General features: G+C 32.1%; 21 protein-coding genes and 1 pseudogene. 15 read left to right on the top strand and 7 right to left on the bottom strand.

The genetic code is table 11. The features are described 5' to 3' along the window. The first annotated feature begins 15 nt into the window (after positions 1-15). The 3 genes from ACFCYN_RS15715 (at position 16) to ACFCYN_RS15705 (ending at position 2206) form a co-directional block, all read left to right on the top strand. Positions 16-483, top strand: a complete 468-nt coding sequence (locus ACFCYN_RS15715) for a flavodoxin (RefSeq protein ID WP_172445808.1) — start codon at positions 16-18, stop codon at positions 481-483. Continuing rightward, positions 480-1373: a WD40/YVTN/BNR-like repeat-containing protein gene (locus ACFCYN_RS15710; protein ID WP_172445807.1), complete on the top strand. Its 894-nt coding sequence runs from the start codon at positions 480-482 to the stop codon at positions 1371-1373. Before ACFCYN_RS15715 ends, ACFCYN_RS15710 begins: the two co-directional genes overlap by 4 nt. 275 nt (positions 1374-1648) lie before the next feature. Continuing rightward, positions 1649-2206, top strand: coding sequence for a hypothetical protein (locus ACFCYN_RS15705; protein WP_172445806.1), 558 nt, complete (start codon positions 1649-1651; stop codon positions 2204-2206). Between the two features lie 690 nt (positions 2207-2896). Here ACFCYN_RS15705 and ACFCYN_RS15700 read toward each other — a convergent pair. After that, positions 2897-3658, bottom strand: coding sequence for a DeoR/GlpR family DNA-binding transcription regulator (locus ACFCYN_RS15700; protein ID WP_172445805.1), 762 nt, complete (start codon positions 3656-3658; stop codon positions 2897-2899). 219 nt (positions 3659-3877) lie between these two features. On the opposite strand from ACFCYN_RS15700, the gene ACFCYN_RS15695 reads away from it, so the two are divergent. From ACFCYN_RS15695 to pbfA (ACFCYN_RS15665), 7 genes are all read left to right on the top strand, one after another. Then, on the top strand, positions 3878-4630 hold the full coding sequence (locus tag ACFCYN_RS15695) for an ABC transporter ATP-binding protein (RefSeq protein ID WP_172445804.1): 753 nt from the start codon (positions 3878-3880) through the stop codon (positions 4628-4630). Beyond that, positions 4623-6248, top strand: coding sequence for an ABC transporter permease subunit (locus tag ACFCYN_RS15690; protein WP_216853886.1), 1626 nt, complete (start codon positions 4623-4625; stop codon positions 6246-6248). Before ACFCYN_RS15695 ends, ACFCYN_RS15690 begins: the two co-directional genes overlap by 8 nt. 42 nt (positions 6249-6290) lie before the next feature. Further along, positions 6291-7283 (top strand): extracellular solute-binding protein, encoded by a 993-nt coding sequence (locus tag ACFCYN_RS15685; protein ID WP_375950277.1) that lies wholly within the window; start codon positions 6291-6293, stop codon positions 7281-7283. Positions 7284-7304: 21 nt separating this feature from the next. Beyond that, positions 7305-8399: a 2-aminoethylphosphonate--pyruvate transaminase gene (gene phnW, locus ACFCYN_RS15680; protein WP_375950275.1), complete on the top strand. Its 1095-nt coding sequence runs from the start codon at positions 7305-7307 to the stop codon at positions 8397-8399. Further along, complete coding sequence (gene phnX / locus ACFCYN_RS15675) at positions 8396-9211, top strand: phosphonoacetaldehyde hydrolase (RefSeq protein WP_375950273.1); 816 nt, start codon at positions 8396-8398, stop codon at positions 9209-9211. The genes phnW and phnX overlap by 4 nt, the downstream gene beginning before the upstream one ends. Then, entirely contained in the window at positions 9201-10553 is a 1353-nt protein-coding gene (pbfA, locus tag ACFCYN_RS15670) for a (R)-1-hydroxy-2-aminoethylphosphonate ammonia-lyase (protein ID WP_375950271.1), read from the top strand. Before phnX ends, pbfA (ACFCYN_RS15670) begins: the two co-directional genes overlap by 11 nt. Before the next feature lie 68 nt (positions 10554-10621). Continuing rightward, positions 10622-11995: a (R)-1-hydroxy-2-aminoethylphosphonate ammonia-lyase gene (gene pbfA / locus ACFCYN_RS15665; protein WP_375950270.1), complete on the top strand. Its 1374-nt coding sequence runs from the start codon at positions 10622-10624 to the stop codon at positions 11993-11995. Positions 11996-12314: 319 nt separating this feature from the next. Here pbfA (ACFCYN_RS15665) and ACFCYN_RS15660 read toward each other — a convergent pair whose 3' ends face one another. The 4 genes and pseudogenes from ACFCYN_RS15660 to ACFCYN_RS15645 form a co-directional block, all read right to left on the bottom strand. Continuing rightward, entirely contained in the window at positions 12315-12563 is a 249-nt protein-coding gene (locus ACFCYN_RS15660; protein ID WP_375950268.1) for an integrase core domain-containing protein, read from the bottom strand. Positions 12564-12574: 11 nt separating this feature from the next. Then, entirely contained in the window at positions 12575-12769 is a 195-nt protein-coding gene (locus ACFCYN_RS15655) for a transposase (protein ID WP_375950266.1), read from the bottom strand. A gap of 219 nt (positions 12770-12988) precedes the next feature. Continuing rightward, positions 12989-13423: an SRPBCC domain-containing protein gene (locus tag ACFCYN_RS15650; RefSeq protein ID WP_375950264.1), complete on the bottom strand. Its 435-nt coding sequence runs from the start codon at positions 13421-13423 to the stop codon at positions 12989-12991. A gap of 312 nt (positions 13424-13735) precedes the next feature. Next, positions 13736-15289, bottom strand: a pseudogene (locus ACFCYN_RS15645) (catalase); the annotation flags it as partial. Positions 15290-15488: 199 nt separating this feature from the next. Between ACFCYN_RS15645 and ACFCYN_RS15640 the strand changes: the two are divergent. Further along, positions 15489-16016 (top strand): SH3 domain-containing protein, encoded by a 528-nt coding sequence (locus ACFCYN_RS15640; protein ID WP_172445795.1) that lies wholly within the window; start codon positions 15489-15491, stop codon positions 16014-16016. A 592-nt stretch (positions 16017-16608) separates the two neighbouring features. Here the strand turns inward: ACFCYN_RS15640 and ACFCYN_RS15635 are convergent. After that, entirely contained in the window at positions 16609-17130 is a 522-nt protein-coding gene (locus tag ACFCYN_RS15635) for a cupin domain-containing protein (RefSeq protein WP_375950262.1), read from the bottom strand. A 221-nt stretch (positions 17131-17351) separates the two neighbouring features. Here ACFCYN_RS15635 and ACFCYN_RS15630 point away from each other — a divergent pair, with 221 nt between their 5' ends. The 4 genes from ACFCYN_RS15630 to ACFCYN_RS15615 all read left to right on the top strand — a co-directional run bounded on the left by ACFCYN_RS15630 (position 17352) and on the right by ACFCYN_RS15615 (position 19734). Beyond that, complete coding sequence (locus ACFCYN_RS15630) at positions 17352-17804, top strand: hypothetical protein (protein ID WP_375950260.1); 453 nt, start codon at positions 17352-17354, stop codon at positions 17802-17804. A 267-nt stretch (positions 17805-18071) separates the two neighbouring features. Then, positions 18072-18791, top strand: a complete 720-nt coding sequence (locus ACFCYN_RS15625) for a YebC/PmpR family DNA-binding transcriptional regulator (protein ID WP_375950259.1) — start codon at positions 18072-18074, stop codon at positions 18789-18791. A gap of 228 nt (positions 18792-19019) precedes the next feature. Next, the gene (locus ACFCYN_RS15620; protein WP_375950257.1) at positions 19020-19280 is read left to right on the top strand and encodes a hypothetical protein; all 261 of its coding nucleotides are present in this window, start codon (positions 19020-19022) and stop codon (positions 19278-19280) included. Next, complete coding sequence (locus tag ACFCYN_RS15615) at positions 19273-19734, top strand: hypothetical protein (RefSeq protein WP_375950255.1); 462 nt, start codon at positions 19273-19275, stop codon at positions 19732-19734. Before ACFCYN_RS15620 ends, ACFCYN_RS15615 begins: the two co-directional genes overlap by 8 nt. Positions 19735-20011: 277 nt before the next feature. On the opposite strand, the gene ACFCYN_RS15610 is transcribed toward ACFCYN_RS15615, so the two are convergent. Continuing rightward, complete coding sequence (locus tag ACFCYN_RS15610; protein WP_375950253.1) at positions 20012-20509, bottom strand: hypothetical protein; 498 nt, start codon at positions 20507-20509, stop codon at positions 20012-20014. Positions 20510-20659: the final 150 nt, after the last annotated feature.

Genomic DNA, 20659 nt, shown 5'->3' with positions numbered 1-20659 from the left:
TGAGGAGAGAGAAAAATGGCTAAAATTTTAATCGCTTTTGCAAGTATGTCAGGTAACACAGAGGAAATAGCTGAGTTAATTAAATCAAGTATAGATACAATGGGACATGATATTGAGATGAAAGAAATTGAAAATATTAATACTCAGAAATTATTAGAATTTGATGGAATCATATTAGGAGCTTATACATGGGGTGATGGAGAGCTTCCGTATGAAGTTGAAGATTTCTATGATGACCTTGAAAACTTAGATTTAACTGGTAAAAAAGCAGCTGTATTTGGCTCTGGTGATCACGCTTATCCTAAGTTTTGTGCTGCAGTAGACATATTAGAAGAGCGATTAAAAGAATGTGGAGCTGAAATAGTAGAGGAAGGATTAAAAGTAGAATTTGCACCAGAAACAGAAGAAGACATAGAGAGTTGTGTTACGTTTGCCATTAGCTTTATTAGTCAATTCGAAGACCAATTAGAGGGAACTGTATGAATAACATGTTCAGTTCTACAGCAGTAACAAGAACTGAAAATGGCAGTACAATTATAGCGACTGTAAATAATGGAATCATCATAGAAAATGATGGAAACCGAACATTTAGCTTTCCGATCATAAATAATCAGATTCGTGATTTGAAATGTGTAGGAAGCACAATATATGGTGTTGGTGATAACGGAATATTTATAAAGAGTAGGAATGAAGGCAAAGACTGGAACATTAAACAATTCCCTACAAAAGCGAGCGTATGGAGCGTATGCTGTAATGCAAAAGGACTTGTCGTAGCACATGGAGATAAAGTAATTTACATATCAACAAATTATGGTGAGACCTGGAAGATTATTTCACCATTTAAAGTCAACAAACCACCTTCCATTCGCTCACTATGCTTACATGGAAATACATTATTTATCGGAACAAAAATACATCCGATTAATGGTGGCATTTGGATGTTAGATTTACGAACATTTAAAATCACTCGAGTAAAAACAGAGTCTGATAAAATGATTTCTTCCATGCTAGTGAATAATGATTTACTAATTACAGTCAGTGGTTCTTGTAGGGGCAGAAACGGAGTTGTTGAATATGCTTCAATCAAAAGTCTTTACGAAGAGAATGGTCTTTGGAATCAATGCAACAGTACAATCAGCAATGGAAGCTACTTAGATATTTGTGCACATAACGGAATCGTCTACACTAGCTCAAGTCAAAATGATTCTGGTTACAGCACCGTTTCAAGAGTATATTTAGAAAGTCAACTAATTGTCCCATGCGACTACGTAAAAGGTCATGGCTGGAGAATCTGTAATGAAAATGAAAACTACATTGTAGCTGGACAATATGAAACTAGGTTTTTTGAAAAAGACTCGAAAAGAGTGTGTTGATAAGGACATGGAAAATGGAAGCTCCATTCGGGGCTTCTATTTTTTTTGAGTATAGGTCTATTTGAAAAAAATAGGATATTCTCCTAAATTTTATAAACTGTATGAATGGCGTATTCAAGAGAATAATGGAATCAAAATTTATTGACTTTTTTATTGTAGTAAATGCCAGATGAATTGCATAAGAATATTAATTAACCTGTGTTTTTAAACTAAATATCATGCTGAAAGGATAGCTAATTCCCATCTTTTGCAAATATATTAAAAGGAGTGGTGTTATGCTTAAATCCAAAAAAGGCATCATATTTTTAGCTGTATTGATACTATTAGTATTATACGTTCTAATAAGACCTTCTTTTCAAATGAATGGAAATAATGAAAAAAATATTGTAAAGACGATTCAATCGATTGATGGTTATGAAAATAAAGACTCGATTGAAATCCTAAAAATTTTTGATTCTAATCATGTTCATGACCGAATAGTTGCTTTCTTATATGATAATTCACCTGCATATATTCATTTCTATAAAAATAAAGATGGAAACTATAAATGGACATATGCTGAAAGTAAACGTGGTTCTACTGATGAGTTGTTTTTTGTTAAAATAGGAAAAGTAATGCACTCAGATCACGTACTATTAGTTACAAATGCAGATACATCTGTGGCTAAAATAAAATTAACAGTTATAGGTGAATCAACAAAAGAATTTGTACTTATCTTACATCCGAAATCAGCTTCATTCATTAAATTAGAAAATATGCCTAAACCTCTTAATGGGGATGAATATAGGTTTAAATATGAGTATTTTGATAAAGATGGTAAGAAAATTAAATAAAAGAACTTATCGAATCTGATGAGTTCCTTTTTTACTAGTTTGTAAGGTTAGGAAATTCAAATGTAAAAGAGCAATATTTTTAAAATAGAAAAAGGGGAAAAAGAAAGGTTTGAGTATCGCTTTTTTAATAATAGGGATTCTAGGGATTTATGTATCGATTCAGAGTTTTAGTTTATATGGTAATTAGCAGAACTAACGTATGCTAAGGTTTGAATTCCAGAAACTGCTTAATTGCAGTTTTTTAATTGCATTACAGGCAAATTTGTTGAACAAGGAATTCATATGATAATTGTCTAATATATATTTTAAAATGTATAAAACCATAATGAAATTTGGAGTAAAAGGAGATCAATATGTTCGATTTCATTTACGCGGTTTTACCTTTATTAAATATGCTCTTTTTTATGGCGCTTGTCATTTACATCATTTTGAAGATTGGTAAGAAATTCAATAAAAAAATATTACGAGTTTTTGGGAGCTTATTAATAGCTTATGTAGCTTTTGTTGTCTTGGTTGGAATCATAACTTATTTTTGAATATATCTCCTTAATACCCAACTAGTATGGGTATTTTTTATTTGTTATTCGTACTAAATCTCATTAATGCTACTTATTATATAGATACTCCCGACTTCATTTGAGTATAAGAAAAAGGGTCCCTAAATAAGGGACCCTCCTGCTTTTCATAACTCTATTCTGAAATGACCAAATGTGTATCTGTCTTACTAAATTTAGAAATAAAACTTTTATTGATTTGAGAATCTGTAATAATATAATCAATCTTTTCAAGTGGCGCAATGTGAACAGTGACGTTTTTACCAAACTTAGTGCTGTCAGCTGCTACATAATTAATGTTTGATAATTCGATTATTTTTTTCCTTGTAATAGCCTCTTCTAAATTATAATCAGAAATTCCTTTTTCAATTGTAATTCCACTCGCGCATATAAACGTCTTTAGAATATTTAATTCATTGAAATTAAATAAGTAATCATACGTTACAACTGATTGTTCATTTCGTCTAATTTTACCACCGATGATGATCAGCTCAATTGAACTATTTATTAGTTCATTTATGATTGGTATCGAATTTGTAACGACTGTTAAATTCTTTTTATCCCTTATAAACTTCGCAATTTGCAGTGTAGTAGAACCACTATCTAAATAGATACAATCTCCATCTTCAATATGTTCAGCACATTTTTTGGCGATTTTTTCTTTTTCTTCTAAGTGGCTTACCATTCTTTCTTCCATAGAAGATTCAAAAAACTTCGATTCTGCTATTTTCGCGCCGCCATATATTTTCTCTATTTTACCTTGCTTCTCAAGTAGGTTTAAATCTCTTCGTAGTGTATCAGTTGATATATTTAGAGCTTCCGTTAATTCAGTTATTTTTAAAACATTGTTTGATTTTAATAAATCAATTATTTTGTTTTGTCTTTCAAGTGGAAACATAACCTCACCTATTTTCGTATTTAATAATATGTGCTTACAGTTTAATTGAAATGAATGCATATTTTCAATAGTAGTAATGCAAATGTTTGGTTAAAAAAATGTAAATATATGCATGAGTTATGCAGGAGTTACTTATAATTTACATATTATTTACTTAAAAAGCTAATTGGATTTACATATGAATTCTATACTTAGGTTGTACTTAAGGAGGTGAACAGTTTGCTGAAACTACAAAACGTAAGCAAACAGTTTGATAAAAAAGTCGTATTATCGGATATAAATCTTGAAATTAAAACTGGAGAAATCGTGTCATTATTAGGTCCAAGTGGAAGTGGAAAAACAACATTATTAAATTTAATTCTCGGTCTAACTCAAATGGATCAAGGTCAAATCATATTCAATGATGTAGATATTACTAAAACTCCGATGAGAAATAGAGGATTCAATATCGTTTTCCAAGATTATGCGCTTTTTCCTAACTTAAATTCATATGAAAACATTGTTTATGGTTTAAGAAATAAAAAAGGTCTTGTTTCGGATCAAGAATTGCAAGACTATATTGACTTCTTAGAGTTAAAGCCACATCTAAATAAGAAAATAGGGGAACTTTCTGGAGGACAAAAACAAAGAGTGGCACTTGCTAGAACATTAGTAACAAAACCAAAAATCTTACTATTAGATGAGCCTTTAAGTGCACTAGATGGTGTCATAAAGGAATCAATTAAAGAGCGTATTAAATCGATTGCAAGAGAATTTAAACTAACAACTATAATCGTTACACATGATCCAGAAGAAGCCTTAACTTTATCAGATAAAATTTTAATTATTAATGAAGGTAAAATCTCACAATTTGGTACGCCAAGCGAAATAATAAATGAACCAAAGAATCGTTTTGTAGAGGAGTTTATATTAAAACAGCTACAAATTAAGAGACATAATATTTACAACTTATTTGGTGAGAAATATGCATAAAGTTAAACCAGAAATGCGAATCATTTATATAGCAATATTCCTATTATTTATCTCATTTCTATTAGTGCCATTAGTTTCATTATTTTATCGCTCATTTGAAACGGATCATGGTTTTGGGATAAACAATTATATAACAATTCTATCAGATAAAAACTTAGTACAAGCAATTGTTAATAGTATCAAGGTTTCTACTTTAACTGCTTGTATCAGTACAGTCTTGGCCTTTATTTTGGCCTATTCGATTAATTGTACAAAATTGATTCAACCTTTAAAAGGATTTATGAAAATCGTTATTCTCATTCCGATGTTACTTCCGACAATCACATATGGATTTGCGATTATTTATTCCTTTGGTCAACAAGGATTAATAACAAAATTAATCGGAAGAAATCTTTTTGAAATTTATGGATTTAATGGGTTGTTAATTGGATATGTAATTTATACATTACCAGCTGCTTTCCTATTAATTAATAACTCTTTTAAATATATTGATAAAAAATTTATGGTTGTATCTGAACTGATGGGTGATGGTCCATTTAGAAGCTTTAAAAATACAATTATTCGCCCATTACTTGGTACGCTTGGTGGAGCTTTTGTTCTTTCGTTCATTTTAAGCTTTACAGATTACGGTATTCCAGCTTCTGTGGGTGGTACATATTACGTTGTAGCTACTCAGTTATATCAAGTTATGCTTGGAGCGATTCCTAATTTTAATAATGGTGCAGTCATTGCGGTATTAATGCTAGTTCCGGCTGTCTTTGGAGTTTTATTGCTAAATTATCTTGAAAAATTTAATTTTCATTATGACAAGTTTACAAATGTTGAAATGATCCCCAACAAGTTACGAGATATTAGTTTTGGAGTAGTTTCCACAATCATCTTAGTTGGGATTCTATCAGTATTTGCAGTAATGTTCATCGTACCATTTTTTATTAGTTATCCATTTAAATTAACTTTTACGCTACAACATTTCGTCGATGCTTTTCAATCGAGTGATTTAATAGGAGTTTATAAAAACTCGTTATTTGTCTCAATCTTAACAGCGGTTTTAGGAACGATTGTTGCATATAGCTCGGCATTATTAAATGTTCGAACAACTATTAAACATAATTCTAAGCTAGTCATTGATTTAATTTCAATGTTAACAAACACTGTTCCAGGTATGGTTTTAGGTTTATCGTATTTACTATTTTTCAATAATAGTAGTTTAAAAGGAACATTCGCGATCATTATTCTTTGCAATATTGTTCACTTCTTTACTACACCATATTTATTAGCAAAAAACTCATTATCCAAAATGAATCCTGGTTGGGAGACTACTGGGGAACTAATGGGAGATTCATGGATAAAAACTATTTACAGAGTTGTCTTACCGAACTCTAAATCAACCGTTTTTGAAATGATAAGTTACTACTTTATCAATTCCATGGTAACGGTAAGTGGGATCATTTTCTTAATAACAGCTGAAACTTCATTGGTTGCTAGCAAAATTAAAGAACTTCAGCATTTCCAAAAATATGATGAAATATTTGTTTTATCTCTACTAATCTTTTTCACGAACTTAATCGTTAAATTCATCTGTGATTATTTTCAACGTAAAAGCGTTATTCAGGGATAATCAACAAGTTTAATAAAAAAAACAAAAGAGAGAGGTTAATTTATGTTTAAGAAATTTAGGGGAATTATGTTGTCAGTATTCGCATTATGTTTGGTTTTTTCATTAACTGCATGTAATAGTTCAAAAACGAATGCCTCAGGAAAAGTTGTTATTTATACAAATGGCGATGAAGAAGCCATTACATCAATGGAAAGTGCATTAAAGAAAGCAGGTTATGAAGGAAAATATGTATTCCAAACATTTGGTACTTCTGAATTAGGTGGAAAACTTATGGCGGAAGGCGACAAAATCGAAGCAAATTTAGTAACAATGAGTTCATACTTTTTAGATAGTGCCCAAGAAAAAAACAATATGTTTGAAGACTTAACATTTAAAACAAATTCATTAGAGAAATATCCTGCGTTTTATACACCAATTTTAGCTAACACAGGAGCGATCTTTGTAAATACGGAAGTAATGAAAGAAAAAGGATTACCAATGCCAACATCAATTAAAGATTTGGCAAAACCAGAATTTAAAGGTTTAGTATCAATTCCGAATATCATGGATTCTTCAACTGGATGGTTATTAATTCAAGCCATTATTACGCAATATGGAGAAACAGAAGGTAAAACAATTTTACATGATTTAATCGCAAACTGTGGTCCACATTTAGAAAGCTCAGGTTCAGGTCCAATTAAGAAAGTAGAAGCTGGAGAAGTTGCTGCAGGTTTTGGATTACGTCACCAAGCAGTATTAGACAAAAATGCAGGTTTACCAATTGACTATGTGGATCCTACAGAAGGAAACTTTTCACTAACTGAATCAGTTGCAGTTGTTAAAAAAGATAAGAAATCAAATGAATTAGCAACGAAAATGGCAGAAGTCATTATTAAAGATGCTCGTAAAGATTTAATCAAAGATTACCCAGTTGCTTTATACAATGGAGAAACTGTTAGTGACGAACATAAACCAGCTCATTCTATGAAATTTAGTCAACCATTATCAGTTAAATTATTAGAAGATCACCAACAGTTCTTTAACGCTGCAAAATAATTATCAAGGGGATGAAGGGGCATGAAAAATTATAAATTACTAACACCGGGTCCATTAACAACTACAAATACGGTCAAAGAAGAGATGCTCTTTGACCGATGTACTTGGGATAATGATTATAAAGAAATTACACAGAAAATTAGAACTCAGCTTTTAGATTTGGCAAAAGCTTCAAAAGAGGATTATACAGTTGTATTGATGCAAGGCAGTGGTACATTTGCAGTTGAATCCGTCATTAGTTCAACAATCTCTAAAAATGACAAAGTATTAATTGTAACGAATGGTGCTTATGGTGAGCGTATCGTAAAAATGGCTAAGTATATAGGTCTTAATTTCGTTCAATATAGCATTGCATATGATGAACTTCCAAAAGAGGAAGATCTAAGAGATATCCTTGAAAAGGATCAAGCTATAACACACATCGTGATGGTTCATTGCGAAACAACAACTGGCATTTTAAACCCAATTGAAGTGGTAGCTGATCTTTCAAAAGAATTTAATAAGACACTAATGATCGATGCAATGAGTAGCTTTGGCGGCATTGAAATTGATGTGCAAAAATTGGAAATTGATTATTTAATTAGTAGTGCCAATAAATGTATCCAAGGTGTTCCAGGATTTGGCTTTGTCATTGCAAAACTTGAGAAACTTGTTAAATGCGAGGGAGTTGCTAGAAGTTTATCTTTAGATTTATTCGATCAATGGAAGGAAATGGACAAGGAAGGTAAATGGCGATTTACTTCTCCAACGCATGTTGTTGCAGCATTTTCAAAAGCGATTGATGAATTAATTGAAGAAGGCGGAGTTTCAGCTAGATTTGCACGCTATCAAAATAATAACGGCCTTTTAAGAAAAAGACTGAAAGAAGTTGGCATTCATGCTTATATAACTGAGGAAAACCAATCACCGATTATTACAACGTTTTTATTCCCAAGTGAACAGTTTAGCTTTGAAAACTTTTATTACTTCATAAAAGAAAAAGGATATGTGATCTATCCTGGTAAGCTGACTGATGCTGATACATTCCGTGTAGGAAATATTGGCGAAATATATGAAGAAGATATTCAAAGTTTATGTAACATTATCGAAGAGTATATGGGAGTGTTGACGAAATGAATAAAGTAGAAGGAATTATTTTAGATTGGGCAGGTACAACAGTTGATTTTGGATGTTTTGCACCAGTAAATGTATTTATTGATATTTTTAAAAATGCCGGAATTGACGTAACAATGGAAGAAGCTCGTGCACCTATGGGAATGCTTAAAATCGATCATATTCGTGAAATGCTATCAATGCCTAGAATTTCTCAGCTTTGGATTGATAAATACGAGAGACCGTTTAATGAACAAGATGTGAATATACTTTATGCGAACTTTGAGCCAGCTCTATTGTCGTCACTTTCTGATTATGCGGAACCAATTCCTGGAGTCATCGAAGTAATACAGGCATTAAGAAATCAAGGGCTTAAAATAGGTTCAACAACAGGCTATACAAATAAAATGATGGATGTAGTTGTTCCAAATGCTGAGAAGAAGGGCTATTATCCAGACTTCTATATTACACCTGATGATACAAATTCATTTGGTAGACCTTATCCATATATGATCTATCACAATATGGAGGTGTTGAAATTAACAGCTCCTTGGAAAGTTGTGAAGGTGGGAGATACAATTTCGGATATTAAAGAAGGAATTAATGCCGGTGTGTGGTCTATTGGTGTCATTATAGGGAGTTCTGAAATGGGGCTTAGCTTAGAAGAGTTTAATAGCTTAACAGAAACTGAGAAAGAAGCAATCATTTCGAAAACTGAACGATCATTTATACAAAATGGTGCAGACTTCACGATTAAAACGATGAGTGAATTGCCTAAGTTAATCGAAAAAATAAATGATCTAATTTTAGAAGGTAAGAAGCCAAATGCTAAATAATCATTGGAAAAGAGAAGGCGACATTAATTCAAGTCCTCTTCGTACTGAATGGATGGATCAATTAAATCTGAACAGTAAAGAAGTTATTGAAGAGGATGAGAGGGTTTTTGTCAGACAATCAATGTCTACACCATGTCTCAATGGAGTAGTTGATGCACAAGGAAGTTATTTAATTGATGTGAATGGGAAGAAATATTTAGATTTTCATGGAAATAGCTCACATCAAGTGGGGTATAAAAACCCATATGTAGTTGATGCAATTAAAAGACAAATTGATGAGCTTCCCTTTATTCCAAGAAGATTTACAGCTGAAATAGTCATTAAAGCTGCGAATGCATTAATAAATAAGACAACTTCAAAAGATTATAAAGTATTATTTACGCCATCTGGAAGTGCAGCAGTTGGATTAGCTCTTAAAATTGCACGAAAAGTGACCGGACGTCATAAAGTCATTTCATTGTGGGAATCGTTCCATGGAGCTGGTTTAGATGCAATTTCAGTTGGTGGAGAATTTGTTTTTAAAAAAGATATGGGTCCTCTTATGCCTGGTACATTAAAAGCAATTCCTTTTAATGGATATCGTAATCTATTAAAAAGTGAATCTCATGAAGATGTAGCCAATTTTTGCCTAGACCATATTGAATATATGATTGAGCACGAAGGTGAAATAGGAGCTATTCTTTTAGAACCAATTAGAGCAACGGATACACACATTCCACCTAAGTCCTACTTTAAAAGATTAAGAGAGATTTGTGATCGACGCGGAATTTTATTAATATTTGATGAAGTTCCGACAGCTTTAATGAGAAGTGGCAAGTTTTATGTCCATCAAAATTTTGACATCGAACCTGATCTTTTAGTTCTTGGAAAAGGTCTAGGTGGAGCGGTAATTCCTCAAGCGGCTGTACTAACTCGTACTAAATATGATGTTGCTGAAGAAATATCACTTGGTCACTATACACATGAGAAACCAGCATTAGGATGTGCAGCGATTTGTTCAACAATCGAGTATATAGATGACTATAACTTGGAAGAAAATTGCCAAATTCAATCTAAGTACGTAAAGACAAAACTAGATGAGCTTTATGGGAAATATGAGGAAATTGGCGATATTCGAGTTGCAGGTCTATTAATCTCAATCGAACTAGTTACGTCTCGCGAAACAAAAGAAAAGAATGATGAATTAGCTGAAAAAATTCTTTATTATTGTTTAAACAATGGACTGTCATTTAAGCTTTCAGGAGGAAATTGCATAACATGGCATCCACCTTTAATCGTTACAAAAAATGAGCTAGAGTTTGCTGTTGGACTTCTTGAAGAAGGCTTGAAAAGGTTTAGTTAATTTGGATAAGTGTAGCTAATATTTAGCTACACTTTTTTTATGAAAATGATAGAGTAGGAGAGTTCATAATGACTAGTAAGTTAGTAAGTAGAGAACAAGGTGATATTAATTCTTCAACTAATAGAGATACTTATTGGAATCGTAATTTAAGTGAAAAGGCTAGAGAACTTTTTGAAGAGGATCAACAATACTTTTTACACCAAAGTTTAAGTACGCCCGTTCTAAATGTATTAAGTAAATGTGACGGGGCTTATTTATACGACATGGATGGAAAGAAATATTTAGATTTACATGGAAATGGAGTACACAACGCAGGATTTAATAATGATTATGTTATTGAAAAAGTAATCGATGCTCTAAAGGAAAAGAAAACCTTTACTCCAAGGAGATATACAAATGAACAAGCTGTAAACCTTGCAAAAAAGCTAATTGAAATAACACCAAAAGGATTAGACCGTGTCTTATTTGCACCTGGTGGATCAGAAGCAATCGAAATGGCTGTCATGCTAGCAAAACAAATTACTGGTAAATGGAAGACAATTTCCTTTTGGGATTCATATCACGGAACAGGTTTTCAAGCAGCAAGCATTGGTGGCGAAGAGCTCTTTAAAGGTGGAAACGGTCCAATGGTTCCTGGTGCATTACATGTTGAATTTCCTAACTATTTAAGAAATCCTTGGAATTTTACAAATCAAGAAGATGTCGATAATGAAATACTTCGTCAAATGACATTACTTTTCGAAAAAGAGGGCGAAATAGCTTGTGTAATTGGTGAACCAATAAGCGCTACTCCAGTTATGCCGAGCAAAAATTTCTGGCTGAAAGTAAAAGAGTTATGTAATAAGTACGGAGCATTACTAATCTTTGATGAAATAATAGAAGGGTTTGGAAGAACAGGAAAAATGTTTGCTTTCGAACATTATGTTACACCAGATATTTTAGTTTTAGGAAAAACATTAGGTGGAGGACTATTTCCCTTTGCAGGAATCATGTCAAAGGAAGAATACAATATACTAGAAAATCGCTCAATTGGACATTACACACATGAAAAAAACGGAATTTGTGCCACTGCCGGTTTAGCAACAATTGAATATATCGAAAATGAAAACTTAGTAGAAAACGCAAACCGATTAGGCCAATATTTAATTGAAGAACTTCGAAAAATGGTTACTCGATACGATATCGTTGGTGGCGTAGATGGAATCGGATTTCATTTAGGAATTGATATCGTAAAAAACAAGGATACAATGCAAAGAGGAATTGAAGAAGCCGAAACAATCATGTATATGTGCATGGAAAATGGACTAGCATTCAAGTTGATTGAAGGCAATATTATAACAATGCGACCATCTCTTATATTAACAAAGGAAGAAGTGGATTTTATTTTAAAGACGCTTGAGGATGCAATTAAAAGGGTTGTTAGTGGAGAAGTGTATAAATAGACAAAGCGCGAGTGCCCTTTTTTGGGCCTCTTTTTGTGTTGATAAATATGTTTTGGGTGGGAGATTTGAACATCGTGAATGATAATCAGGGAATTGGATCACGGAATCCTTAATAAAAAATAGAATCGTAAATAAAATCGAGGAATCGCAAATAACATCGTAGAATCGCAAATAAGCTAAGAAAAAAACCATTATTATGGACTTCAGTCAAGAAAGTGGACAATTAAATTTGAGATTTTTTAATAGAATGACTAAAGTACTGCTGCTAGAAAAGATTATCAAAAAATCATATTGATTAGCTCAAACTTAAATGGCTAATTTATGAGACTTTATCTAGCACATTTTTTTGATTTTTTCTCTCGTATTTATTTGGTGAGCTGTATCCTAATTTTGAGTGTTTTCTTTTTTCATTATAAAATTTACTTATATAATAATTTATTGATTTTATCGCTTCTGATCGTGTTTTAAATCGTCTTCTATAAATTAAGTCCTTCTTTAAAGTGGCATGAAATGATTCTATACATGCATTATCATAGGGGTCTCCTTTTTTATTCATGCTGACCTTCATTTTTGACTCAGTCAACTGTTTAATATAGTCATTCGAACCTCTTGTGTATCGGAAGGGTTTAATTTTCGTTTATAGGCCTTAACCCATTTATAAACACTTGAATAAGGAAGCTCTAGTTCATAAGATACTTCTGTTGCTTTTCTTCCTTCTTCAACGATTAACTTTGAAACATAATCTATATATTCTTGATTATAATGTTTCCCCATGTGAACACGCCCTTTAATAAGATATTTTTATTATAAAGTATTCTCATTTTTACGTGTCCGCTTTTTAGACTAACTTAAAAAGAAGTTTAAAAATAGCAACTACAAATGAAATGGGAAGTTTAAATACCCTCTCGATGTACTTCTCTTCAAAAAAAAGAACTGTCTACTAATCAGAAAACCTGAATTACTAGACAACCCTTTAAATCCATCTCATAATTTTTATTTCACTAATCCGCCTCTTAACCTAGTTACACCAAATTCTAAGTAGCATTTTAAACAGCTAAGCATAAAAACCCAACCTTCTTTATTGTCGATTAAATGATGAACATATTGAGCGTCGCTTTCATTAAAGCCTTCTTCGACTACTTCGATGACTGTGCTATCTTGGTCTTGTTCATTTAATGTAATCGTTACGATATTTCCTTCATCTGTAGGTCCCCAAGCAAACGCGATCTTCTTATTTGCCTCAACCTCGATGATCTTTATTTTTCCTTCTGCGTTGTAAAGATCGTATTTTAAAGTAATAACCTTTCCTTCTTCCCATCTTTCAGAACTTGAAGAGAACCAAAAATTACCGATTTTAGCAGGATCGACAATAGCTTCGAAAATGTCTTCTGCCGGTTTGAAAATTTTAAACGTAGTAACATTACTCATCTAAAAACAACTCACTTTCATATTATGAAATATGTATTATCATTAACTATTAAATTTATTTTAAACTTTTATCACTGAATTGGGAACTTTAAGTCGTAATATTCTGTGAATAAACTTTATCTATTTAAAACACATTCCCGGGCTTCAGTAAAGTTTATCAACAAAAAACAGTAGTTTTTCAATAAAAATACTCACTATATCAACAAAAAACACCACTATATCAACAAAGTTCACAGCTTTATCAATAAAGTACATATGTTATTCGTATTTCCTAACTCAATCAAAAAAGGATAGGCACAAGCCTACCCCCTCTTAATATCCGTCCGATTCATGCCCCATATTTTTCGCTTTGTCAGAAGCGACATCAGCGGCTTCGGTACTTGTGTGTCCAGATCTATTGTTATTTGCTTTTTCTAATCCTTCACGTACTCTTCGGCCGTATTCTTCGTCGGCTTTCGTAAAGTAGCCAACCATCGTTTCTTGAATATGAGTTTTACATACTTTTAATGCATCGACTAAATTTGAAACTAATTCATTTTTCTCGGTTTCGTCAAAAGCGCGATATGTGTTACCAGCTTGGATAAAGTCATTCGGTCGATCAATTTTTTGACGTACAAGTTTTTTATTGTAGGAAGGCTCATGATCTTTTCCAGTTTTCGGTGCTTCTTTTAATCCACCTAATGATGAAGGCTCATAGTTTACATGTGGATTTTGTCCAGGTCCTATATCAACTTTATACTCCATTTGACCATCTCGTTGATTTGTAGCTACATGAGTTTTCGGTGAGTTAACGGGTAGTTGTAAGTAATTTGTTCCAACACGATGACGTTGTGTATCCGAGTAAGAAAATGTACGACCTTGAAGTAATTTATCATCTGAAAAATCAAGTCCGTCAACTAGTACACCTGTCCCAAATGCAACTTGTTCAACTTCTGCAAAATAGTTTTCTGGATTTTTGTTTAGTACCATTTTTCCAACAGGTAAAAAAGGGAACTTCTTAGGGCACCAAAGCTTTGTAGGGTCAAGTGGATCGTAATCAAGCTCCGGATGTTCATCATCACTCATGATTTGTACACATAATTCCCATTCTGGAAAATCGCCTTTTTCAATTGCTTCGTAAAGGTCTTGAGTTGCGTGATTATAATTAGTCGATTGGATTTCGTTTGCCTCTAGTTGTGTTAGATTTTTAATTTTATGCTTTAGCGGTTCCCAGTGGTACTTAACAAGAACAGCTTCTCCATCTTGATTAACCCACTTATATGTATTAACACCAGACCCTTGCATTTGACGATAGTTAGCGGGAATACCCCATGGTGAAAATATAAATGTAACCATATGAGTAGATTCAGGCGTTAAATGAAGAAAGTCAAACATTCTTTCAGGGTCAGGAAGATTTGTTACTGGATCCACTTTGAATGAGTGAACCATATCTGGAAATTTCAATGGATCACGGATAAAAAAGATTTTTAAATTATTACCGACTAAATCCCAGTTACCGTCTTCAGTATAAAACTTTGTAGCGAAACCTCGCGGATCACGTAAAGTTTCAGGGGAATGTCCACCACCGACAACCGTAGAAAAGCGAACGAACACAGGTGTGTTTTTACCCTTTTCTTGGAATAATTTTGCTCTAGTATATTTAGCAATCGGGTGGTCTCCAACTTTTCCATAAGCTTCAAAGTACCCATGTGCACCAGCACCACGAGCATGCACAACTCGTTCTGGAATTCGTTCACGGTCAAAATGAGAGATTTTTTCAAGAAAGTCATAGTTTTCTAAAGTTGTTGGTCCTCGATTACCAACTGTTCTTACATTTTGATTATCTGTAACCGGATGGCCTTGTCGATTTGTCAATATTTCATCATTGTTTGCTTGATTATCCATAATTTGCCCCCATTCATACAAATTCAAAATTTAGAATGTCCATTTATTTGGAGAATATGTAAATTTTTCCTGTTTGTTAAAACGTCTTTTTGAAAAAGTTTACAACTTAGATACATTTCATGTTTAAGTTCGAAACATTGATTCAATATCATGGAGATAGAAAGTGAGAGGAGGAATTAAAATGAAGAAGAAATTAGTAAAATCATTAGTTTCAACTATGGCATTATCAGGAGCATTATTATTCTCAAATGGAGTAGTAGCACAACCAACTCATGCTAATGCAGCAGTAGTAAGTGCTCCAATTAGTGTATATAAAGTAACTGCGAGTGTATTAAATGTACGCAGTGCACCAAACACAAACTCTAAAGTTGTAGACACATTAAGAAAGAATGATCAAATCGAAATTGTGAAATTCTATAATGCTAGCTGGGCACAAATTAAAACAACAACTACTAAAAATGGTATTGCATATGTAAGCACGAACTACTTACAAAAGATCCCAACTATAGTTTCAACAAAAGCAAATTTAAATTTACGCACTGGTCCTAGCACAAAAAATAAAGTTCTTACGGTAATACCTAAAGGTGCAAAAGTTAGTTTCCTTGGCTATCAAACAACTGGTAAAACCCAAATCGATTATAATTGGGCAATCGTTTCTTACAATGGAAAGAAAGGATTTGCTAGTACTAAATATTTAAATATGAAGTAAAGTTTTTAAACTATTTTCATACCGCTTAAGTAAATAACTTTGATTTTATCCAAAACAGAAGTTTAAAATATGATTCACTATTTATTTCATTGTTCTATTTCCCCATAAACTGATGGTGTCCCAAAAATCTAGGGGCATCCTCAGTTTTATTTTAATAGTGTAAATAAAAAATCAGAAACTACAATTAGATGTGGACGTGCAAATAAGAGAGTGAAATGTGCAAATAAGAAACGTAGAACTGCAATTAAATGTCGAGGTGCAAATAAAAATAGAGAATCTGCAAATAAATTCCCTATCACCCCAAAATAGATTAGATATTACCCATACAGGTTATGGTATTCTACCTTAATAATTGCTCAAAAGTAGATGCAAGAAACTAGAAAATTAATAAATTTGCTCGAATTCTTCTCAAACAGCTAAAAAAAGTAAAGAATTCTACTAAATTTAAATTAATGGAGACCATAAATCGATTCTAATTAAAAAACACTACGAAGATACCCTATACATCAAAAATATATCTTAAAATTAAAAAAAGGGAGCCTATTAGTCAGTTAAGTTGACTTTTAGGACTGCCCCTTTTCCTTATATAGAATTAAAAAGGAAGTACTTCATATGCTAATTTATTAATAATCTCTTTATGCTCGGGATATTTATTATGTAATTGTTCTCTAGTGAATAATTCAAAATCCTTAAAATCAAAGCCTGGTGAAACCATGCATCCTACTAGAGAAAAAGTATTTTCTTCCATAACTGAGGATCCGAAAATTGAATTTTTTGGAACTAAATATTGTAGAACTTCTCCGTTTTCTAAATTTAATCCTAATTTAATTTCTTCGTATTGACCATTTTCATGGATAACATGAATTGTCAATGAACTGCCTGCATGGAAATACCATAATTCATCAGATTTTAGTCTGTGAAAATGAGAAATATCATGTGATTGTAGTAAAAAGTAAATACTAGTATAAAGCAATCTGTGGTCATCAAAATTTACGGATAATTCTTGATCTGAAATTTGTTCATTTGATTGATAGGTAGATTTGTAATGTCCACCTTCTGGATGAGCTTCTAATTTAAGTTTGGAAATCCAATATTCAGGATTCATGTTTACCATTTAATTAACCCCCAAAATGTATACTCTACTTCTACATATTACAGTATTCTTTATTAGATTGTTGAATTCAGAAGAAAATATGAACTATTTTTTCTGAATATAAATGAATATTCCGAGTTACTAGAATTTCGTTAAAATGTGCAGAATTTTCCCAATATACAAATTACGATAAATAGATTAAATTAAACTTATTAAGAGAAAAAATATGGAGCGGAAGTTCGATGTTTAAAAAAGTAATTTTATATTTATTGGCGTTCTTTACAATTTCAATCATTGTTAATCAAACCATTTTATCGAAAGAAGAAAAACCAGTAGTTCAATTTGAACTTGCAGATAAAACTATACCGTATAAAATAGCAAATTATTCTTGGGGAAAATTATTGGATAAGGATAAATTAGAAAATGTTTCAGATGAAAATATTAAAGAAGATACAGCTATTCCTGCCTTTCATGGGGACCTTATAAAAATTCATTTTTCAGAGCAACCCGAAAACGTAGAAGTTTTAGAGCGTACCGCCACTAAAAATTCATATATTTATAACCACAATTTAAATAGAAAGGGAAGCTATTCTTTTGCAGTTGGTTCTAGAAAAGGGGAAAGAGTATATGAAGTAAAAGGTATTTGGAAAGGGAATAATTATTTTACTTATTTGATAAAAGTAAAGATTATATGAAAAAATTACTTCAAGCTAGAAGTAATTTTTTTAGTTTTAATCGATTTTCTAGCATTCTTTCCAGCTTTTAGCCCTATGCTCATTTTTTTCCATAAAACATGTATTTTAAGAAACGATTCATTTCGAAAAAAAGTTGAAATGAGGTATAATATGAAATAGAGAATGTTTGGCTATCCTTTAGTAGTAAGAGTTAGCTATAGTAATTGTAAAGAATGTCAAACATAGTAAATTAATCGTAGATTCAAAGTTGAAAGAGAGTGGGACAAGATGGGTCGTAAATGGAATAATATTAAAGAAAAGAAAGCTTCAAAAGATGCAAATACTAGTCGTGTTTATGCAAAGTTTGGACGTGAAATATATGTAGCAGCGAAGCAAGGTGAGCCGGATCCAGAATCAAACCAAGCTTTAAAAGTTGTTCTTGAGCGTGCGAAAACATATAGTGTACCAAAGCATATCGTTGATCGTGCGATTGAAAAGGCAAAAGGTGGTTCTGAAGAGAGCTTTGATGAACTTCGTTACGAAGGATTTGGACCTAATGGTTCGATGGTAATTGTTGATGCATTAACAAATAACGTAAACCGTACAGCTGCAGAGGTTCGTGCTGCATTTAGTAAAAATGGTGGTAATCTTGGCGTAACAGGTTCAGTATCATATATGTTCGATGCAACTGCTGTAATTGGAATTGAAGGTAAATCTTCTGATGAAGTGCTTGAAATTTTAATGGAAGCAGACGTAGATGTTCGTGATATTTTAGAAGAAGATGAGTCTGTTATTGTTTATGCTGATCAAGATCAGTTCTATTCAATGCAAGAAGCATTTAAAAATGCTGGCATTACAGAATATACGGTAGCTGAATTAACAATGCTAGCTCAAAATGATATCGAATTACCAGAAGATGGTCTAGTTAAATTTGAAAAAATGTTAGATGTTCTTGAGGATTTAGAAGATGTTCAACGTGTTTACCACAATGTAGACTTAGGTGAATAATAATTAAAAAAAACATAAAATAAACGCTTTCGTTTAGGTGATTTGATAGTCACCTAGATGGAGGCGTTTTTATTTCAACAATATAGAATTGACGCAAATGAGTACTCATTTTTTATGAACCATAACTGGCAGACAGGAAAATAGTAATGTTAGAGAGAATAGTATTGTTAGCTAAGATTTGCGTGGAAATTATCGAATATTATATTCAATTTGAGGAGAACCATACATATGAATAAATTTATGAAGGTTGTAAAGTCCGCAGCTCTAAGAATTGGTGTATTTTTGTTAGTTTTAGCAACTCCGGTAGGCATTTTAATGAGCTTTAACGCCAATGAGCGTAATAAAATTGAGGAAGAACAAGGAAACACTTTTTATGAACAATATACTGGTGAAAAAGGATTAAAGTTAGACGAGCAGCGTAGAAATGCCGTAATTCAAGTAAATAATCAATCTGTAGATTTTACAGCTGGAGGGAAAAATAGTGACTGAGACAATTGAAAAAGAAAAATTTACGCATAGGCAATTTGCTGTATCATGTTTTAACAAAGTGTGGGACTTACTAGAATTAGAAAACCGAACACCTAGTGAAACAGAAGAAATGGTTCATTTATGTCATAGTTCATTTTGGCATTGGAGAAAGGTAGAGGAGCATACGCCAAAAAATGTGTCGATTGGATATTGGCAATTATCAAGAGTATATGCTGTGATCGGGCAAGGGGATACAGCTTTAGACTACGCAGAAAAATGTATTAAAATTAGTTTAGAGGCGGAGTTGGAGCCATTCTACATAGCATATGCATATGAAGCTTTATCAAGAGCATATGCAAAACTAAATAGAGTTACAGAAAGTCAAGCTGCTAAAACAAAAGCGCTTGAATATACACAACTTGTAAAGTATGAAGATAGTAAAGAATTATTAATGAAAGATTTAGAAACAATTTAATTGATAAAAAGAAAAAGTAGACTTATAAGATTGAGAAGAAACTACATATTACTTAAATGGGAGGTCTCAAAGTCAGAGTACTTTAGAGACTTCCTTTTTTTATAAATTGAGTAGGGGAAAACGAAAAATTTGCAATAAGGTCCAGCGAACAGTAAATGCAAATTAGTACGCAGAAATCATTAATAATACTAAAAAAGCCACAAGGAAAATTAATTTCCTAGTGACTTTCTTCGGGGACGTGGACTTTATAAAGAACATTTATCCATCTGAAATGACTTTAAATAATTTTTAAATCGTATATATTTGCAATTACCCATTTATTTTTTAGTTTCACAAGATTAAGAGTTACATTATATATATTTCGTCCATTTTTATAATTTACTTTAGGGCATGTCTTACCATCAAACATAATTTCATATTTTACATGTATAGTAGCAGTATGATCTTTCTTATTTAAATGGATGACAGATAAATTATCACCTATGTATTTCGCGTCAATTACATTGGACATTATTTTAGTAAAGTAGAAAGAATGATTGTTAATTTTTAATGAATCAATAACAACAGAGTTATATTTCTCGACGTCTTTCCATTTTATAGCCGTAATATAATTTCTTACAGAATCCTGGACGCTTTGTTCAACAATCACTTCTGTTGAAGCTTCGTCGTCTAATCTCTTCTGTTTTTCTTTTTCAATAGATAGTTTTAATGTTAAGATAATAAGGAAGATTATACCAAAAATTACCAAATATAGAGTGAGTGATTTTTTAGCCATATGAGACCCCTACAACTTTAAATTGATTTAGAAGATTACTAGTTTGAATATATTTCAAAACTTGATGACTGGAAATTTAAAACTATATTTATATTATTTATAGAAATATTATTGGCTTAATCAAAAAAATCGCAAGATGTAATAATTACA

Origin of the sequence: Gottfriedia sp. NPDC056225, from assembly GCF_042267765.1 — a bacterium.
Classification (GTDB): domain Bacteria; phylum Bacillota; class Bacilli; order Bacillales; family Bacillaceae_G; genus Gottfriedia.
The sequence above is the reverse complement of the archived record's forward strand: the minus strand, read 5'-3'. Positions and strand labels throughout refer to the sequence as shown.

Excerpts from the sequence above, each read along its gene's own strand:
- ACFCYN_RS15625 (WP_375950259.1), top strand. The coding sequence starts at position 18,072 with ATGGGTCGTAAATGGAATAATATTAAAGAAAAGAAAGCTTCAAAAGAT.
- ACFCYN_RS15715 (WP_172445808.1), top strand. The coding sequence starts at position 16 with ATGGCTAAAATTTTAATCGCTTTTGCAAGTATGTCAGGTAACACAGAG.
- pbfA (WP_375950270.1), top strand. The coding sequence starts at position 10,622 with ATGACTAGTAAGTTAGTAAGTAGAGAACAAGGTGATATTAATTCTTCA.
- ACFCYN_RS15630 (WP_375950260.1), top strand. The coding sequence starts at position 17,352 with ATGTTTAAAAAAGTAATTTTATATTTATTGGCGTTCTTTACAATTTCA.
- ACFCYN_RS15640 (WP_172445795.1), top strand. The coding sequence starts at position 15,489 with ATGAAGAAGAAATTAGTAAAATCATTAGTTTCAACTATGGCATTATCA.
- ACFCYN_RS15710 (WP_172445807.1), top strand. The coding sequence starts at position 480 with ATGAATAACATGTTCAGTTCTACAGCAGTAACAAGAACTGAAAATGGC.
- phnW (WP_375950275.1), top strand. The coding sequence starts at position 7,305 with ATGAAAAATTATAAATTACTAACACCGGGTCCATTAACAACTACAAAT.
- ACFCYN_RS15690 (WP_216853886.1), top strand. The coding sequence starts at position 4,623 with ATGCATAAAGTTAAACCAGAAATGCGAATCATTTATATAGCAATATTC.
- ACFCYN_RS15685 (WP_375950277.1), top strand. The coding sequence starts at position 6,291 with ATGTTTAAGAAATTTAGGGGAATTATGTTGTCAGTATTCGCATTATGT.
- ACFCYN_RS15660 (WP_375950268.1), bottom strand. The coding sequence starts at position 12,563 with ATGAAGGTCAGCATGAATAAAAAAGGAGACCCCTATGATAATGCATGT.
- ACFCYN_RS15635 (WP_375950262.1), bottom strand. The coding sequence starts at position 17,130 with ATGGTAAACATGAATCCTGAATATTGGATTTCCAAACTTAAATTAGAA.
- ACFCYN_RS15700 (WP_172445805.1), bottom strand. The coding sequence starts at position 3,658 with ATGTTTCCACTTGAAAGACAAAACAAAATAATTGATTTATTAAAATCA.
- pbfA (WP_375950271.1), top strand. The coding sequence starts at position 9,201 with ATGCTAAATAATCATTGGAAAAGAGAAGGCGACATTAATTCAAGTCCT.
- ACFCYN_RS15610 (WP_375950253.1), bottom strand. The coding sequence starts at position 20,509 with ATGGCTAAAAAATCACTCACTCTATATTTGGTAATTTTTGGTATAATC.
- ACFCYN_RS15620 (WP_375950257.1), top strand. The coding sequence starts at position 19,020 with ATGAATAAATTTATGAAGGTTGTAAAGTCCGCAGCTCTAAGAATTGGT.
- phnX (WP_375950273.1), top strand. The coding sequence starts at position 8,396 with ATGAATAAAGTAGAAGGAATTATTTTAGATTGGGCAGGTACAACAGTT.
- ACFCYN_RS15650 (WP_375950264.1), bottom strand. The coding sequence starts at position 13,423 with ATGAGTAATGTTACTACGTTTAAAATTTTCAAACCGGCAGAAGACATT.
- ACFCYN_RS15705 (WP_172445806.1), top strand. The coding sequence starts at position 1,649 with ATGCTTAAATCCAAAAAAGGCATCATATTTTTAGCTGTATTGATACTA.
- ACFCYN_RS15655 (WP_375950266.1), bottom strand. The coding sequence starts at position 12,769 with ATGGGGAAACATTATAATCAAGAATATATAGATTATGTTTCAAAGTTA.